Origin of the sequence: Prevotella corporis DSM 18810 = JCM 8529 (assembly GCF_000430525.1) — a bacterium.
GTDB lineage: Bacteria > Bacteroidota > Bacteroidia > Bacteroidales > Bacteroidaceae > Prevotella > Prevotella corporis.
Genome location: NZ_KE387157.1, coordinates 50,111 through 67,149, shown reverse-complemented (window position 1 = coordinate 67,149; position 17,039 = coordinate 50,111). Strand labels below are relative to the sequence as shown.

The 17,039-nt window shown below is 43.8% G+C and carries 12 protein-coding genes and 1 pseudogene; 9 read left to right on the top strand and 4 right to left on the bottom strand.

The window, feature by feature from the left end:
* The first annotated feature begins 268 nt into the window (after positions 1–268).
* Genes H515_RS0111680 through H515_RS0111655 form a run of 6 tightly spaced genes read left to right on the top strand, consistent with a single transcriptional unit; the run spans position 269 to position 10,664 of the window.
* Positions 269–1,498 carry a DUF6361 family protein gene (locus H515_RS0111680; protein ID WP_025874959.1) on the top strand — a complete coding sequence of 410 codons (1,230 nt, stop codon included), beginning with the start codon at positions 269–271 and terminating at the stop codon, positions 1,496–1,498.
* A gap of 3 nt (positions 1,499–1,501) precedes the next feature.
* Complete coding sequence (locus H515_RS0111675) at positions 1,502–3,247, top strand: phospholipase D-like domain-containing protein (RefSeq protein ID WP_025874957.1); 1,746 nt, start codon at positions 1,502–1,504, stop codon at positions 3,245–3,247.
* Between the two features lie 8 nt (positions 3,248–3,255).
* Complete coding sequence (locus H515_RS0111670) at positions 3,256–6,240, top strand: helicase-related protein (RefSeq protein WP_025874955.1); 2,985 nt, start codon at positions 3,256–3,258, stop codon at positions 6,238–6,240.
* 11 nt (positions 6,241–6,251) lie between these two features.
* Positions 6,252–9,584, top strand: a complete 3,333-nt coding sequence (locus H515_RS15255; RefSeq protein WP_081410173.1) for an ADP-ribosylglycohydrolase family protein — start codon at positions 6,252–6,254, stop codon at positions 9,582–9,584.
* Positions 9,585–9,605: 21 nt separating this feature from the next.
* Positions 9,606–9,959 (top strand): hypothetical protein, encoded by a 354-nt coding sequence (locus tag H515_RS0111660; RefSeq protein ID WP_025874946.1) that lies wholly within the window; start codon positions 9,606–9,608, stop codon positions 9,957–9,959.
* Between the two features lie 6 nt (positions 9,960–9,965).
* Positions 9,966–10,664, top strand: coding sequence for a Sir2 family NAD-dependent protein deacetylase (locus tag H515_RS0111655; RefSeq protein ID WP_025874944.1), 699 nt, complete (start codon positions 9,966–9,968; stop codon positions 10,662–10,664).
* An 86-nt stretch (positions 10,665–10,750) separates the two neighbouring features.
* Here H515_RS0111655 and H515_RS0111650 read toward each other — a convergent pair whose 3' ends face one another.
* Complete coding sequence (locus H515_RS0111650) at positions 10,751–11,926, bottom strand: IS256 family transposase (RefSeq protein WP_028901986.1); 1,176 nt, start codon at positions 11,924–11,926, stop codon at positions 10,751–10,753.
* Positions 11,927–11,998: 72 nt separating this feature from the next.
* On the opposite strand from H515_RS0111650, the pseudogene H515_RS13575 reads away from it, so the two are divergent.
* Together H515_RS13575 and H515_RS0111640 are read left to right on the top strand one after the other, a co-directional pair.
* Positions 11,999–12,251: pseudogene (locus H515_RS13575) on the top strand (plasmid mobilization protein); the annotation flags it as partial.
* A complete protein-coding gene (locus H515_RS0111640) occupies positions 12,241–13,305 on the top strand; it encodes a relaxase/mobilization nuclease domain-containing protein (RefSeq protein ID WP_025874942.1) in 1,065 nt (354 codons plus the stop codon). The pseudogene H515_RS13575 and the gene H515_RS0111640, both read left to right, overlap by 11 nt.
* A 377-nt stretch (positions 13,306–13,682) precedes the next feature.
* On the opposite strand, the gene H515_RS14660 is transcribed toward H515_RS0111640, so the two are convergent.
* From H515_RS14660 to H515_RS0111620, 3 genes are all read right to left on the bottom strand, one after another.
* Entirely contained in the window at positions 13,683–13,823 is a 141-nt protein-coding gene (locus H515_RS14660) for a hypothetical protein (RefSeq protein WP_154653709.1), read from the bottom strand.
* A gap of 522 nt (positions 13,824–14,345) precedes the next feature.
* The gene (locus H515_RS0111625; protein WP_028901985.1) at positions 14,346–14,948 is read right to left on the bottom strand and encodes an aminotransferase class IV; all 603 of its coding nucleotides are present in this window, start codon (positions 14,946–14,948) and stop codon (positions 14,346–14,348) included.
* Positions 14,932–15,915, bottom strand: a complete 984-nt coding sequence (locus H515_RS0111620) for an aminodeoxychorismate synthase component I (protein WP_028901984.1) — start codon at positions 15,913–15,915, stop codon at positions 14,932–14,934. Before H515_RS0111620 ends, H515_RS0111625 begins: the two co-directional genes overlap by 17 nt.
* A gap of 419 nt (positions 15,916–16,334) precedes the next feature.
* Between H515_RS0111620 and H515_RS0111615 the strand changes: the two genes are divergently transcribed.
* The gene (locus H515_RS0111615; RefSeq protein WP_028901983.1) at positions 16,335–17,036 is read left to right on the top strand and encodes an SIMPL domain-containing protein; all 702 of its coding nucleotides are present in this window, start codon (positions 16,335–16,337) and stop codon (positions 17,034–17,036) included.
* Positions 17,037–17,039 lie beyond the last annotated feature (3 nt).

Here is a 17,039-nt window from a genome sequence, read left to right as displayed (position 1 = left end):
GCATGACTACCGAAAGAGGATAAAGGATAACCCGCTTGCCCGCAATAGTAAGGTGTCATATTTCAACAAATTGCTGAAGTACTTCCGTAATAGAGATGGCTTCATGGCTTTTAAAGAATCAAACTTGAAAGAATACAGTAGTTATTACAATATTATCCAGTCCTTTAAGTCTTTCTATGGGTTGCAAGCTTTCTCTGTCAAACAGATTGACAAATATTTGTGGCAGCTTGGAAAAGAGGCTTTTAATAAATATAATTAGGAAGAATCTATGCAGTTGGGATTTGTAAACTTCAATACAGAAGAGAAAAAACGTATTTCCAAGATGATGCAGTTGCTGTCTGAACCGGGAGCAATTGAGGAATTGGGGATTGGAAGGGTGCGTGACCACTTTTCCGACACCTTGTTCCCTGGCACATCAACGCTTCAGCATCATGCCAAGTACTTTGCCGTCTTGCCCTCTTTATACTATCATGCTGCCCACTGCGGCAGGAAATTCAATAGTGTACGCGAAGTGGAGCGGTTCATAATTGAGAGGGAAATACAAATAACTCGTCAGTTGGCAGAACATGATGACGGGAGTTCAAAGAAAGGTATTACTGGCATCAACACATATAAAGATGCACTGTCTGACTATACAAAATTCGTTAAGTATAACCCGACCTATATCTATGGGAGCGGAATGGCCACATACGGCATGATTCCCGACACCAGCATTTACCAGCTGATTAAGGAAATCAGCAAAATCGATGCTGAGGAACCGTACAACAAGCGTCGATTGAAGGGAGAAGACAACACGGGAGATGCACAAGAAATGACTGGCGAAAAACAGCTAATACTCACTTCTGGCGAACAATACAACTTCATGAGCGGAACTTCCATGCCGTTGTCACTGACAGCTACAGAAGCAAAATTCGTAAAAGACAAGATACTTGAATCTCCATATTGTAAGGGAACGCTACTTGCATATCTGCTGAAAAAAGCCAGACTAACTCTGACAGAAGATGTAAGCTATTACGACCTTTCAGAACAACTCGATGGACTCGATGAAGACATTAGGGATGTATATGAGAAATCTGTTTTGTTCTCAAAACTGATAAATCTTGTGGACTGGAGCTTTAATCATGCCTATTATAGCAGCTTTAACAATGAAGAAGGTGAAAAGGCATGCAAGCTTGCATTTGAAAAGCAGTATGAAATTCACAAAGTGACAATAAAAAACCAAGCTACCTATTCGTCACTATTCGACTATACAAGGGAGAAAGACCCGATGCTGACAGACTTCTGTGAGAATTGCCATAAAGCACTAATCGAAGAAGGGATAAATGCACTGAGCCGCCTTGATGCACTTGTTACCAGCAGAGAAAGGAGCGTCCAGCGTGAAAGGAGCAAAATAGGAAATAAAGCCTATCACAACATCAAAAGAGGTAATCCTGGCTATAACGAGTTCAGGTGGAATACCGTTAGGACTATGGTTGATGAAATAAGAAACCCCAAGTAGAGTATGGCACAAAATATAATGCAAGAACATTTGTATGGTGATTTGTTAGCCCCTACACTGGACTATCACACCGACTTTGCCATGGGAATGACCTATTCACTTGGCTTTGATACACTGCTGACAGCACACCTCGCTTTCGGGATGCTTGGGGATACGGATGAAAAAGCCATGCAAGCCCCACATCTATTGCTTGAAGCCATCCTGAAGAACAGTGACAAGATGGTGATTTTCTGCAACAAAGGAGGCATTGCCGTTCCTCCTACAATCAGGAACGTGTATTCGCTCTTGGAAAAGAACATCTTTGAAGTGTTCGACCCCAAGAACAAGACTGCCAATTTCCATCCTAAGATGTGGCTCATCAGGGAAATCAACAATGACAATAGAAAGGATATACTGATGAAACTCATTGTTTCAAGCAGAAACATGGCTTACTCTGACGCTATCGACTGCGTTGTGGCACTGACAGGAAAGGTGGGAAGCAACACTATTGACAATCCAAAGCACAAGAGGCTTCGCACGTTCGTCGAGAAGGTCATTTCATATTCCAATATCAGTGAGGAAAAAGCCAAGCAGGTAAAAGCCCTTGCTAGAGACATTGAACGTATAGAAAAATTCGACATTAGCAGTCCATTTGAAGATTATGACTTCTATCCTTATCTATTCGAAGAAGATTTTGGCCTTGGCAAGGTAGAGGAATACCTTTGCGGAACAGAGAGCATCATCATATCCCCCTTCATTGATAAGTCATTATTAGACAAAATCAACCCCAATAGAAAAGACCATCGGGCACTTATCACGAGAAAAGAATATGTTATACCCGAAATCTTCAATTCATTTGATTCAAAAGGTGGTGTGTTCATTGCATTAGATGACTTAGCCAGCCGTGGTATGGATCTTCATGCTAAAATGTACCTCGTTTGGATGGGCAGGGACAAACACTACTTGTATCTGGGGTCTGCCAATGCCACGAAATCTGCATTTGAGCGAAACGGGGAATTCTTGTTGCGTCTGAAATTCGAATATGGTAATAGCAAATACTACCAATTCTTGAAGGATTTCTATGAGAAGGACAACAAGGACAGTAAGTTTGTGCGGCTGAATGAGCCGACAGAGAATGCATCGACAGTCATCAGATGGGATAAGGCAGAATTGGCCATGAAAGAGCTGATGTGCTCTGATGACCTGACAGCAAAGATTACCAAGCATCGCGACGGAAGTTTTTCTGTTATTGTTTCCTCATCGCTAAAAAAGCTGGAGAATGCCGTTTCTATTGCCCCGTTACAGAAACGTGACATGCTTATGGAGTGGAAAGGCAGAGCCGTGTTCAAAGGGCTAACGGCAGATGAACTCTCCGAGTTTTACATTATTAGCGCTCAGTCAGAAGAAGGCACACATCATGAAGCAATCATCCGGATATATACAGAAGGGATGCCAAATGAACGTGATACAGCTATCTACAAAAGCATTATCAAGAATAGGCATGACTTCATTAGGTTCCTTGAACTGATGCTGAGTGATACTCCAGTACAATATCTGTCAAACGAAAGCATCTTTAAAGATTTTGGTCAGGGCGGTTCTGCGGAAGACAGCCATGCCTTTCCACAGGTCTATGAAAAGATGCTCCGGGTAGCAGCTGTAAACCCAGGACAGATATTCCAAGTAGAAAAAATACTGAGAAAACTCGACTCTGAGACTGTTCCCAAAGAGTTCAGCCAGATATTCAAACAATTTGCTAACGCTATAAAGTAGTCAGGCGTATGAAGAATAATCCATTGGACTTTCAAAGGGCAACAGCATGTCATGTGCTTAACGCTTTCCGAAATGGCCAGAGAAGGGTGCTGGTGGCTGACGAGGCGGGCCTCGGAAAGACGACTGTGGCATCTGAGGTGGTAAGGCAGGTGAAAGGCCTGGATGGTGTATTGGATGATAACATATACTGCATCGTCTATGTGTGCTGCAACCTTCAGATCGCTCAACAGAACATTGACACGCTTTCTGACGAGGGAGAGACTGTTGACCTGGCTCAAAGCCGTTTGTCAATGCAACACTACGTTTATCACAGGATGAAAACGGATCTTCTGAAGAACCAAAAAGACACCTTGGTATTGTCCCTGACTCCAGCCACTTCATTTCAAATGACATTTGGAACTGGTAGCGCAGATGAACGTGCTCTGATATATGCTTGTCTGACACTTCTATGTGAATTCAAAGACGGAAACAGGATGACAGCGTTATCTGAAATGTTGCAAAGAGATGCCTATAAGGGATGGATAGGGGTTCGGGACCGCTATGTTGGATATGTTCAAGAGCCAGACATGGATGACTATAGAATGGTCATTAAAAAAGCGATGCTTTCACATCTTAGCAGCACATACAAAAATGGTAAAACCATCAAAGATGAGCTGATGCGACTGACATCTGGTGAGGAAATGGAGAATCGCAGCAATGCTGGCTATTATCTTATTATCGCTCTCAGAAAGATGTTCGCCAACATCAGTCTAGAAGTACTGAAGCCAGACCTGGTCATAATGGATGAGTTCCAAAAGTTCAGCTCCCTGATTACCACAGAACTGAACTCTTCCAAGGACTCCGAGGAAAATATGGTGGCAAGAAAGTTCTTTGCAAACAGGGACACATTCATTTTACTGCTTTCGGCAACTCCCTACAAACCATATACGACCATTGAGGAACTGAACGAGAACAAAAACGATGAGCAATACAAAGACTTCCATCGATTACTGAACTTCCTTTATGAAAACTCAGACGCGGCTCCTGACATCAAGATTATCTGGCAGAACTACTCTTCAGCACTACCCCATCTTGGCAATACAGATTTCGGAGAGCTTGTTCAAAAACATCATGCGGCAGAAGACATGCTATATCACGTAATGGGCAGAACAGAAAGGCAGAACACCGGCATTATCAAGGAGGTTATGCCCGACCTCAGCCATTGTCTGACCGAAGGTGACATACGCTCCTACATCCAAATGCAGCAGCTGATAGACCATTGCCGTAGCTATGGTCGGAGAGTCTTCACAGCTCCTACGGATTATACTAAATCGGCAGCCTTCCAGCTATCTTTTATGGAAAACTACAAGTTAAAAGAGGAAATCCAAAATGGTTGGAAAGCCGGTGCAAAAAGGAAATCAAAAGTTGACTGCCTGTTACTCGACAAAAATATCATTGAGAACTACAGCCTGTCCCAATATAATAATGCCAGGCTGAACTTTGTCATTGAAGACATATTTGGCGACAAGAAGCACCCAACACATGTAGAGCAGTTGCTATGGATACCCCCCTCTCATCCATATTATACGACTGGTGAGAGTATATTTACAAGAAACAAAGACTTCTCAAAATATCTTGTATTCTCCTCATGGGGAATGGTACCTAAAATGCTGGCTTCGCTAATTTCCTACGAATCAGAACGTCGCTTGTACAAAAGAGCATATCATGGCGCAACATATTCAGATGACGTAAAGAGGCTACTTCGCGATGACAACAAAACCAAAGGTGAGTCCATATTCAATACTGTATCAACTTACTTATCTAGTCTCTATGAACCAAAAGCCACCTACGGAATAAGTCTTGCCGAAATACGGGAGTCTATCAAGGAGAAGATAGAGAAAAGGCTTTCAGATATGGAGGCAGAACGGACAAACAGAGTCAGTTCCGTGGACATCATGCTATTAATGCAAGCCCTGGATAACGGGACTGATACAACCGGAAAAATCTATACAGATGCTGCCAATGTGCTGGCAGACATAGCAATAGCATCGCCAGCATCATGCCTATATAGAGCATTTAGACAGATTTCAAAAGAGAATAGCGATTTGGTCAAGAGCCTGGCTGAAGATGCCGCAAAGGAACTTGTGGGTATCTTTAACAATCGATATGGCATTGCAGCCGTTAAACTGACATGCAAGACGAAAGATGATTATTTCCTGAGAGTGCTGGAATACTGCGCTTTAGGCAACCTCCAAGCAACACTTGACGAGTTTGTCCATATGATTGGAGAGAACAAGCCATTGACACAAGTAAATAAAAGGATCAAGGAATCACTCGTGTCTGCTTATCCACAGCCAGTAGGAACCTTACAAGGATTCTCGGAAGATGATAAGATACGTATGAGAAAGCATTTCGCGGTAGATTTTGGCAATACTAAGCAGACGGAGCAAGCGGTGACTCATGCAACAAGCGTCCGTTCCGCATTCAACAGCCCGTTCCGTCCTTTCCTGCTCGCTTCAACATCAATCGGCCAGGAAGGGCTGGACTTCCATTGGTATTGTCGGAAAATGATTCACTGGAACCTGCCTTCGAACCCTCAGAATCTTGAACAAAGAGAAGGTCGTATCAACAGGTACAAGTGCCTTTCCGTCAGAAGAAATATTGCAAAGGCTTTCTCTGAGAAGTTTGCCTGGGATGAAATGTTTGATGAAGCAAGTCAGGTTCTGAAACAAGATTATCCGGAAATGGTTCCTTTCTGGTTCTTGCCATTGGATAATGAGCTATTCAGAGACAGAAATGACATTGAGTTTATTGAACGTATTATACCAATCTACCCAATGAGCGAGGAGAACGAAAGATACCAACGTTTGATAGGCATCCTGTCGTTATACCGACTGACAATGGGGCAGCCACGACAAGAAGAACTGCTTCAATTACTTAAAGGTAAGGTTACAAAAGAACAGATGAAAGAACTATTGTTCGATTTAAGTCCATATAGCCGAAATACAAAATAGAATAAGGAATTATGTTAGGAGCAATCATAGGTGATATAGCAGGTAGCCGTTTTGAGTTTAATCCGACAAACGACTATAATTTTGAAATATTCGCACCAGGTAGTGACTTTACGGATGACACAATCTGTACAGTTGCTGTTATGGACGCCATCCTGCGTGACGAAGATTTTGGAAAGACCATTCATGAATGGTGCCGCCGCTATCCAGATCCCATGGGTGGCTATGGGGGTCGCTTTGAACAATGGGTCTGTAGTCTTGAACCAAAGCCATACAACAGTTTCGGTAATGGTGCGGCAATGCGTGTCAGTCCTGTGGCATGGGCGAAACTCAATGCCTTTGGAATGTTGCCAATGGCTGCTAAAAGCGCAGAATGTACTCACAATCATCCAGAAGGAATTAAGGGTGCACAGACGGTGGCACTTGCCATCCATAAAGCCATCGAACTAAACAACTGCTTTCCACAATTCGGAAAGGAGCAGATGAAAGCTTTAATGGACGAGTGCCTCAGATTCTCTGGCTATAATATCAACCTACGCAAGGAGGATGTACAGAATAAATTCGATGAAACTTGTCAAGGTACTGTACCAGTCGCGCTATGGACTATAACACAGAGTAACAGCTTTGAAGATGCTGTCCGCAGGGCTGTAAGTCTTGGTGCTGATGCAGACACCTTAGGGGCAATCGTTGGCAGCATAGCTGAAGCTATATGGGGAATTCCTGAAGATATGATGATGGATGCACTCGATTATCTGCCTGATGAAATGAAGACAGTGGATCTACGTTTTTATAGCAGATACGTACCAAACAGCATCCTAAGAGGTTATGGTGATGAGAGTGCTGCTGAGGATATATTAAAAGAAGAAGAACTGCGAGAAAAAGAACAGCAGAATCCAAACTCCACTCCTATGAAAGAGTTTCAAGCCATCATGCTTTGGAAACTTGGCTTGGGTCACATGGGCAGGTTCTTTAACGGGGAGAATCCTCTGCCTGATAAAGAAAGATTAGCCACGGAACATAGCTGGAAGATAGAGACAATGCCGGAAAAAGATGTCTCAAAATTACTGACAGACATCAACCTGTCGGATAAAGACATGAGAATAATCCGTCGAGGACATATTCCCGAAGCACAAGAAGACCACTGGTTCATGTACTGCGACAAAGAGTTTATACGCTACTACCGCAGTTGGACGGGCATGTGTGCTTATGAGGCTCATTATACACGGAAAGATGACCATTGGCACATTGACAGGCTTACTGTAAACCATGCCCTTGGGGAGTTTGGCGTAAATGGTGATGAGCCAAGTGAGTATCTTTTCGTATATCTGTTGACAGCAGAAACAGGTGCTGATGCGACTCAACAATGGGATGCTTACTTAAAGAAATGGGAGGAAACTTATTTCAAGTATGCAAATCAATCCAAACAAGAAACCCAGACAGAGAGTATAGAATCCAACGACGACAAGGACGATGTTACCTTGGATGACATCTATGAGGAACGTGAGATTATTGAACCATCGTTTTCTCCCACACAGGAAAAAAGAACAACCACAAAGATTAAGAGACAACAAGATATCTGGTATGTCGGATATGAGAATCATGTCTGCGAAGTTTGTATTTATGCGAATGGCATAAGGCGATGGGCAGATGATCCTTACAGCGGCATCATGGGGTGTGGAAGACTGGGCTATAACAGCTTCCGGCAAAGATACACATCTGGTGAATGCGAGTATAAGAAGATTGACTTGTTCATTCCCTCTGCATTTGAAAAAATGCGAAAAGAAGAGGCTTTGGAAAAGAAACGTAGGGAGGAAGAGGAAAGACTGAGACTATATCGCAAGGAACAGCGACTGCTGAAACTTGACAAGCAAGACGGCACATACGAGAGAAAGCTGATTCGTGATTTTATTGGCCAGAAGTTGGATGGCGACATTGACAGGATAATTGATTTTGACTTTAACACGCTAAAAGATGACCAAATCTTTGGCGACAGTAAAGGGTTCGCCTTCAGTGTTGACAAATGCAATATCGTACAGGCTATCATGTCTGTAACATTTGGAGACCTGTGGCCAGGGTTGAATTTAGCCAGCATTGAGGATTACACCTACAATGTCACTCATGTGAATCACATGCACTACCTGTTCGGTGCCAATATCTTGGACCAATACTTCAAGGGCATGCAGAACTTCCACCCTACGGAGGAACAACACAAACGGGCAGTCAAAGTGAGTCATTTGCTTGACACTATCGGAAACTTGTGGATTCTCCCGAAAAGCATAGATACAGACAAGGACACCTACCACTATCATGGATATACTGACCTGTTCTTGAAAGCTGTGTATAATGTGATGACAGGCAAAGGTAAGGTTGACCCGTCATTAAAGGGAACTCTGTATAATGCGCGTAAACAGATGGGGCATCTACAGGGTTCTGAAGGTTTCGACAAAATGGCAAGAGGGTTATTCCTGGATGACTACCTTGACTATTACGGCAAGCCTACCGATGTACTTCCACAGATATGGTGCCTGATGAAGTTCATAAAACGAGATGTCTATTTCAAAGCCGTTGATGACTATTGCACGTTCATGGAGTCTTTTGTCCACAAACGAAGCAAACTCATTGTCAAGAAACTGAAAAAGGCTCTTGGACAAGAAAACCTCGCAATGAAATACCATATTGAACAGATGTTAGAAGAGGAACAGCAAAATGAGTTTTCCAAAGTTGGATATGCTTTTTTGAAGGCTATCAGCAAACTTGTGGAGGACAAGAGGAATGAAGACAAATCATATCTTTTCAAGACGCTGGATGCCATGAGCCTTGAAAAGGGATATGCGCTTGGACTGAAACTTCCTACTAATGTGGGTATGGGTGACGAATCCAGTTTCTATACATACCCCATAGACAAGGAAAAGAAGGAGAACAATCTGGATGACATGCCAGAACCGCTCACCCTATCAAAAGATGACACTTTTAATCACATTAAGGTCAATCGGAATGCAATGGGAATATGGCAAGCCTATCTGTACGACATCGCTCCCACTGTCCTTCCAACATTCTGGCATGGCGGATATATCAGACGTACATATATATTCAGTCATAAAGACCTTGAAACGATTCATGCTCTGTACCCACACGAAAAAGCTCCACTATATGGTATCAAAGATATGGTCTCGCCAAAGGTGAAAATGAGAGGTACAGAAGGAACTATTGAGTGTTGCTATTGGAGTGAATGGCAGGGTCTCGTACGCGAAACCCTGAAAGTGACCTATGCCAACGAAAGCATTATTTCCATCAAGAGAATTAAAGAAGAAGTGCTCTATGAGTACAACTGCGGTATTTGTTTCTAAATTCAAAATCAACAACAACCTATGAATGAAATAGAAGTCACCTACACGGTCTTTGGCTTTGACGAAGCAGGAGAAACATCATTTGACATGGATGTTTCCGATAACCTATACTACAAACTGCAGAATGCTGAAGAAGATGGAGCGTATTTGGATTCTGATTACATCTCTGAAGAAATGCCCGGTATTCACAGAAAAATCCTAAAGGCCATCCGTGAGAATATGCAGGAAGAAGGACTGAACCCTGATGACGGAAAGAAAGAGAAGAGACTTCCATGGGGAGCCACCTATATGGAAGATTGTCCTGAAGCTTCACATATGGAAATGTACAACATGGCTGAAGATGACGATATAGAATATACAATTACTGTTTTTTGATTGATTATGACAAGACAACATATAGTGTTCCTGACAGGTGCTGGTGTAAGTGTTGAAAGCGGTTTAAGTACATTCCGTGGAAAGAACGGATTGTGGACGAATGAGGAATGGGCATATCTTGCCAGCACCGATGCACTATACAATGACACCCAGAAATGTTTGGATTTCTATAATATTCGACGTAAACAACTTGCAGAAGTGGAGCCGAATGATGCTCATAGAATGATAGCAGAGCTGGAGAAAGAGCATGAAGTGACTGTTATCACACAGAACGTTGATAACCTGCATGAGCGGGCCGGTTCCTCTCATGTCATTCATTTGCATGGGGAACTGAACAAGGTCTGCTCGATAGAGAATCAAACGACATGCGTGAAGGAATATCCGCTGACAACGCCTATCAAAGTGGGTGATAAGGCAGAGGATGGGTCACAACTGCGACCCTATATCGTGATGTTCGGTGAATATATCGACAGTATGAATGTGGCCATCGATTATGTTAGCAAGGCTGACATCTTTGTGGTAATCGGCACCTCGCTGAAGGTCTATCCGGCAGCGGGATTCATCAACTACGCTCACCACGAGGTTCCTAAGTTCGTGATTGACCCAGGGGAAATGGATCAATGCACACAACTGGGCTTCACTCATTTCAAGACTACAGCCACAGCGGGCATGAAGATGCTTCTGGAGGCGTTCAAGGAATTATAGATAAAATAATATTGGCAATATGAATAAGAGTGAAATACTGGCAGCAATTAAAAAGAAGGTAGGTACTGTCCTTAAAAGTGTGTAAGCTATTCTTCTCTTTTATCCTTGCTATTTCCATTTTTCTTTATTTTCTTCCAACTTTTAAATTGGTATATTTTCCTTTTGTAAGCACTTTTAGTCTCCTCCATTGCCACTGACCCCAATAGAAATATGACCGTTTGTGCTGATAGCATAGATGTTCTCATGTTGATAGTCCTCTTATACTTTCTGTTGAGTCTTTCAATCCAGTTTGTCGTGTATATACATCTTTGCACTTCTTTTGGGAAGTCCATATAGGTAAAGTATGCCATATTTCTTTCTGCCTTATATTTCCTAAGGGTTGGATACTTCTTTTCCCATCTGTCTAAATGTTCGTATCCCCACAAGGAATCCACACTGTTATCTTCCATACGGAAGACTTCTGAGAGTTTACTAGCAATGGTGGGTTTATCCTTGTGAGCAACACTGTTGATAACCTGACGCTTGAGGTGTGCCACACAGAACTGATGCGCAGCACAAGGGAAAGCTGCACAGACGGCGTTCTCTATGCCTGTTAGTGCATCAGAGATAACCAGGTCTATTTCCTCAACGCCTCTTTCTTTCAGAGTATCAAGTTCGTCTTTCCAACATAGAGCGCCCTCGGTGGGATGGTTGACCACTGAAAGCACCTCCCTGCTGCCGTCCTCAAGTACGCCTAATATCGTATAATAGGCTTCTTTTGACACTTGTCTGTCCCTACGGGTGGAGATAAAAGTTGCATCGATATAGACTGCCAAATAGTGAGAGGAAAGATCACGGCAAAGCCATTGCTCAACATCATCACGACAACCATTTGCCAAATAGGAAACCTGTTGTTTGCTGTAAGAACGACCATAGACACATTCAGAAATCTCGCCTATCTGCTCTGTTGTGAGCCCCTTAGTGTAAAGAAGATTGAACAGACGCGCGCGTTCCTCGCTCTCGTTACGTATCAGTCCAAGAAGGACTGGATAGAAATTACCACTACGGCTACGGGGAATACGAAGAGAAAACTCAAAGCCATGACTATACCAGCGACGACTACGAAAGCCATTGCATTGTTCAGCTTTATTATCATTGACGAATAATTCACGCTCGTGAAACATCAATGAGTTCATGATTAAAGACTGAAGAGTAACAAAACCCTCACTACTGCTTGTGTAATTAGAAATAATTTCCGAAATTTGTAATTGTGTAAGTTCCATTTTTTTCTTATTTTATATCCAAACACAAAGATAATAAAAATATGGACTTACACACTTTTATAGGACAGTACCCTTAACGGAGAAGTAGCAGCCGTTCCCAAGATGACAGACATTGAGAGGGAAGCCATTGCCATTCTCCAACATACAGGAAGGTTCTATGGGCAGATTTCCAATCTCATCAAGCTTCAAGGACGAGGATTGGCTACATATCACAAAGAACCTCTCGCTATGTGCCAAAGAAGCATTTAAGCGGTTTTACGACCCGCATTTTCGGGTGGATGATGAAATATATAAGGTCTTAAATCTAACAAGAAATGATAGGTAAATGCAAGGCGATAGCGCACGGAAGCACAGCTTTGGACTATATTTTCAGGGAAGGCAAACTCGGTAGTCGGCTTGCCTTCCACAATCTTTGCAGCAGAGATCCAAAGACTATCTATGAGGAAATGAAAGTGGTCAGTAACTACAACAGTCGTTGCAGGAACAAGTTTCTCCGTATCGAAATCGGTATCGCACCGCATGACGAGAAAAATCTGCCTGTGTCCGAACTTATGCGGATAACCCATTTGTTTGCCAAGCGAATGGGACTTGACAACCACCAATGGGTGGCAGTAACGCACAAGGAAACCAACAACAGGCACATTCACATCATCGCTAACCGTATCAGTCTGTATGGAGAAGTCTATGACACCACCTTTGTGAGCAATAGGGCAGCAAAAGTGGCGGAGGAAATAAGCAGAGAGAAAGGCTTGACCATTGCAAAGGAGGTCAAGGCAGAAAAGCAATATCAAAAGACAAAAGCAAGTCCAACGAGAGAGCAAACCAAGAAAGAGGTGCAGCAAATCTGTTATTCCCTGCTTGACAAGTACAAAGGAACAGGTATCACGGGACACTCCATGTTCCTAAACGAGTTGAACAAGAAGAGCATTACTATAGAGCGCATGAAGAACAAGCAGGGCAAGGTCTATGGCTTGAAGTTCTCATACGCAGGGCAATCCTTCAAGGCTTCTGAAATTGGCAGGGAGTTCGGCTACCGTTCCTTGCAAAAGAACTTTGAAGCAACCAACAAGGAAGAACAGAAGAAATCACGCCAAACGATAAAAGAGCCAATAGAAAAGGAAGAACAACCTGATAAAGGCTACCGACTTGTACCTAAAAGCCGTTCATACATACCACAAGCATCAAAAGAAACTCCGCAGATTGCACAGGCTATCGATACAATGGCAGATGCAGCCATTAGCGCAGCCGATGAAGCAGTGGAAGGATTGGTCGATTTGATTACACCATCCGCACATGGTGATGACTATGCAGAAACAGCATGGCAGCGTAAAATCAGATACAAAGCCAACAGAAAGAAAAGACGAGGAAGAGGAATATAACCCACAACCAGACAATCAATCAAAAATGCAGAATGAAGAATATTTCATCAAAAACGCTTGTTATTCGGTAACAAAGTCTTATCTTTGCAAACAGAATAACAAGCGTTCTTTGTTAGGCAGAAAACAGCGAAGCCAAGTAGCTCGCTCGTTTCTAAATCGTTACCTGTTTAGTTTCACTAACAATGCAACTTCTTTATTTTCAATTAGATACATTTTAATCATTGTCTTGGTATAGCGATAGGTGAGCTTTTGCAAACGGAAATATATTTCACTGAATATCAACAAGTTACTAACCATCTTTTCTGACGTTGGTTTCAGTTGATTTCCGTACTGCTTCTGTCACCCTTCAACCTGCTTCGGCATTCCGTCAGCAAGGTTCAGTCAAGCTTTCGATGATCGGGGGCACCCTGATGATCTTCCTTACGGGCAAGAGCCGCTCTGCGACTGGCTTGAATTTGCTTAAATCGCAAGTCGAAAGTCGTTTCAACTGCCTGATTCTTAGTAATTAACTCGTCCATAATGTTTCTGTTTTAAATCTTTGTTTCCACCGCAAAGTTAAGTTTAGCGCAATGACCCTGCAACCTTTCGGAGCTATTTTCGATGGTTCATCCTTTATTTTTTGACCCATGTCAAGACAGTTGACCTACGTCAACAAAAGGTCTGTTTGTGGGCTGTAAATCAGGCTTTTGCTTGTTCAGATGGACTTTTCTTCCTAACTTTGCAGCGTTTTAACAAGTGAAAAGAATAATAACCGCGTGCCAAAGGGGCATGCACAACGAAAAGAAAGGAAAAAAATTATGTTTACATTCGGAATTTTAACCACCGTTGCGGCTATCGTTGCCGAAGCACTCATTATATTAGGGAAAATCGATTTAGAGAAATAAGTAATCGGAAGCTATATAGGCTTGTTCAGAAAGATTGCTGACGAGTGACAAAAAAATCAGAAAAGAAACATAAACTGTTCAGTGTCAGCGATTTGAAACAGTCTGAAAATAAAAGGCAACTCTCATGGGTTGCCTTTTTTGTAACCATCCTCCGCCCTATTTTCGTTTGACGGACGTCCTCACAGGCAGAATCATTTCACCGAGATTCATCATGGCATTGAACAGAGCAATGTAGTCGAACGACCACAAGTCGTCAGCCCTGATGTCGGCTTCTCTCAACCGCTGACGGTCAATGAGGCTCGCCCGTTGTGTTCCGGCCAGCAACGGCAACTTGGGAGTCAGCCATTCGCAGCCGTCAAACAGTGCTATGTTGGTGTATGACGTGTCGGTGAGCAGTCCGTTTCTCACTATGATTACCTCGTCGCTGCCGTCTCGCATAGCCTTCAGTCTGTCGAGTGCCGACCGGTCGGCACTCTTGTATGAATAATCTATCCCATTGTCGGTGACAAGCCTTAGCGAACGGACGGTGCGCCGTGAGTAAGGAGTGCAGCTGAGGTTGTAAATGTCGGTGCCATCATACTCGAACCGCAGCTTAGCGCAGTCCATCCGAGGGTCGATGGCCGTGGCGAAGTCCTCCATCCGCAGTTCTCTGGCATCGCCCCAGAAGTGCTTCCGCGTGGCGTTCATGCGCCGCAGATGATACGCTGCATTGCTCACCACTCCCCTTTCCACACGTATGGTTTCAATAAATCGGCACATAAATCTTCTCAATTACCTCGTTGTATTCGTCGTCGTTGTTGCTCCTTGCCGTTATTCCTCCACCAGCCTTGTAGTAGAGTTGGCCCTTCTCGCAGTCGATGAAGCGTATCATCACCGCACTGTCGAGTCTTCCGTCTGCCCAATGGCCCATGATTCCCGTGTAAAAGCCTCGTTCGTAGCCCTCAGCCTCGGCGATAATCTCCACCGTCTTGGGCTTAGGAGCGCCCGTTATGGAACCAGCGGGCAGGAGTTTGAAAATCATCTCGCCGACATGGCTCATGTAGTAGGGCAACAGTCGTCCGGTAATCTCCGAACTTGTCTGAAGTATCTCGCCCTTGTTCGTCGTCAGATGGTCAACATACCGATAGCGTTCCACCTCCACATGGTCAGCCACCATACTCAAGTCGTTGCGTATAAGGTCCACTATAGTAGCGTGTTCCGCCGCCTCTTTCGAGTTATTCATCAGTGTTTCCTCTGCATTGGGGAGCGTAGCGTCGATAGTTCCCTTCATGGGAAATGAGCTGATTTTACCGTTCGCTACTCGCACGAAAATCTCTGGTGAGAAACAGACAAACCGATTCTTCATCCAACAGCGGTATTTCGCTTCCGAACGGAGGAAAATCTCACGCATGGTGAGGTTGGTTTCCACGGGCACACGGCACGTCAGATTGGCCAGATAGCAGTTCCCTTCGCACTGGTTCTGCTTCACATGGTTGATGCTCCGCTCATACTTTGCCCTGTCAGGGGCGTCAAACGTCCATCTGACGGGGGTGGTGGCTGGGCTCTCGCCTTCTGGTAGATTGTTGATGTGTGGGAAAGCGTAGAGCATCTCTTGGTCGTTAACACTGCCAACTTCCTCTATATAAGAATGTTGCATGTCGTAACTGATGACGAAAACAAACTCCTTTCCTTCGCTTGCGAGTTCGTTCATTCGTTGTTCGGCCTGTCGCTGGTTGTATGTTCTCATTGATTAACTGTGTGTCAGTTGTTCATTTCAGGGATTATTCATCTTCAAAAATAACACACAAAATTACATATATTTTCTTATTTAATGACAATTCGCCCCATCATTAAACATCTTTTATATGAAAAGCCGACTATTGAGGTCCATGACGGGCGCAGCAAGACAGACGGGAAAACCATATAAACGTGTGGAATTGGAGTAGGATGATGATCTATGGCGGTGCGGAGAATCAACGAGCGCAGCGATATTTCTTAATTCTTCGACACGATTAAACATTTTTTAAACGAAAATTTATATTTTTTCGATAATTGTTTCTTATCTTTGTCAACATAAAGGCAGAGGAAGCGGCATCTGACATCGCAGACCTGCTCGTGCGGAAAGACATCGCAGATCCGCCTTGTAACTACTAAATCCCCAGACTTATGAAAGAAAGAATCATCTCATCGCTCATCACTGCTCTCGGCATCGCTGTGCTGGGCTTCTGCATCAAGGCCGGAATCGACAATTTTGCCAACAAGGATCGTAAGGTGAGTGTGAAGGGACTCGCCGAGAAAGAGGTAGCCGCCGACAAGGTAACATGGCCCATCCTGTCGAAAGAACTCGGCAACAGTCTGCCCGAACTCTACGGAAGCATCGGACAGACACAACAGAAAATACGCAGTTTCCTCATCAGCAACGGTGTCAAACCCAATGAAATTGAGGTCAATGCGCCCGTTGTCATCGACCTGAATGCCGAGCAATACAGCGAGAACAACAAGGGCTACCGCTACAACATCACCAGCATCATCACCGTGACGAGCAACCAAGTGAAACTCGTCCGAGGCATCATAGCGCGTCAAGGCGAGCTTCTCAAACAGGGAGTAGCCATCGTCGATGGCGGATATGCCAACCCCATCAAGTACGAATTTACCAATTTCAAGGCCATGAAGCCCAAGATGATGCAAGAAGCGATAGAGAATGCCGAGCTCACGGCCAAGCAATTCGCCGAAAACAGCCACAGCACGCTCAACAAGATAGTAAGTGCCGACCAGGGACAGTTCTCCATCGACGACCGTGACTCTAACACACCATATATAAAGAAGGTGCGAGTCGTGACGACAGTAACCTACTCTTTGAGGGATTAATTC

Excerpts from the sequence above, each read along its gene's own strand:
- H515_RS0111680 (WP_025874959.1), top strand. The coding sequence starts at position 269 with ATGCAGTTGGGATTTGTAAACTTCAATACAGAAGAGAAAAAACGTATT.
- H515_RS0111675 (WP_025874957.1), top strand. The coding sequence starts at position 1,502 with ATGGCACAAAATATAATGCAAGAACATTTGTATGGTGATTTGTTAGCC.
- H515_RS0111670 (WP_025874955.1), top strand. The coding sequence starts at position 3,256 with ATGAAGAATAATCCATTGGACTTTCAAAGGGCAACAGCATGTCATGTG.
- H515_RS15255 (WP_081410173.1), top strand. The coding sequence starts at position 6,252 with ATGTTAGGAGCAATCATAGGTGATATAGCAGGTAGCCGTTTTGAGTTT.
- H515_RS0111660 (WP_025874946.1), top strand. The coding sequence starts at position 9,606 with ATGAATGAAATAGAAGTCACCTACACGGTCTTTGGCTTTGACGAAGCA.
- H515_RS0111655 (WP_025874944.1), top strand. The coding sequence starts at position 9,966 with ATGACAAGACAACATATAGTGTTCCTGACAGGTGCTGGTGTAAGTGTT.
- H515_RS0111650 (WP_028901986.1), bottom strand. The coding sequence starts at position 11,926 with ATGGAACTTACACAATTACAAATTTCGGAAATTATTTCTAATTACACA.
- H515_RS0111640 (WP_025874942.1), top strand. The coding sequence starts at position 12,241 with ATGATAGGTAAATGCAAGGCGATAGCGCACGGAAGCACAGCTTTGGAC.
- H515_RS14660 (WP_154653709.1), bottom strand. The coding sequence starts at position 13,823 with ATGGACGAGTTAATTACTAAGAATCAGGCAGTTGAAACGACTTTCGAC.
- H515_RS0111625 (WP_028901985.1), bottom strand. The coding sequence starts at position 14,948 with ATGTGCCGATTTATTGAAACCATACGTGTGGAAAGGGGAGTGGTGAGC.
- H515_RS0111620 (WP_028901984.1), bottom strand. The coding sequence starts at position 15,915 with ATGAGAACATACAACCAGCGACAGGCCGAACAACGAATGAACGAACTC.
- H515_RS0111615 (WP_028901983.1), top strand. The coding sequence starts at position 16,335 with ATGAAAGAAAGAATCATCTCATCGCTCATCACTGCTCTCGGCATCGCT.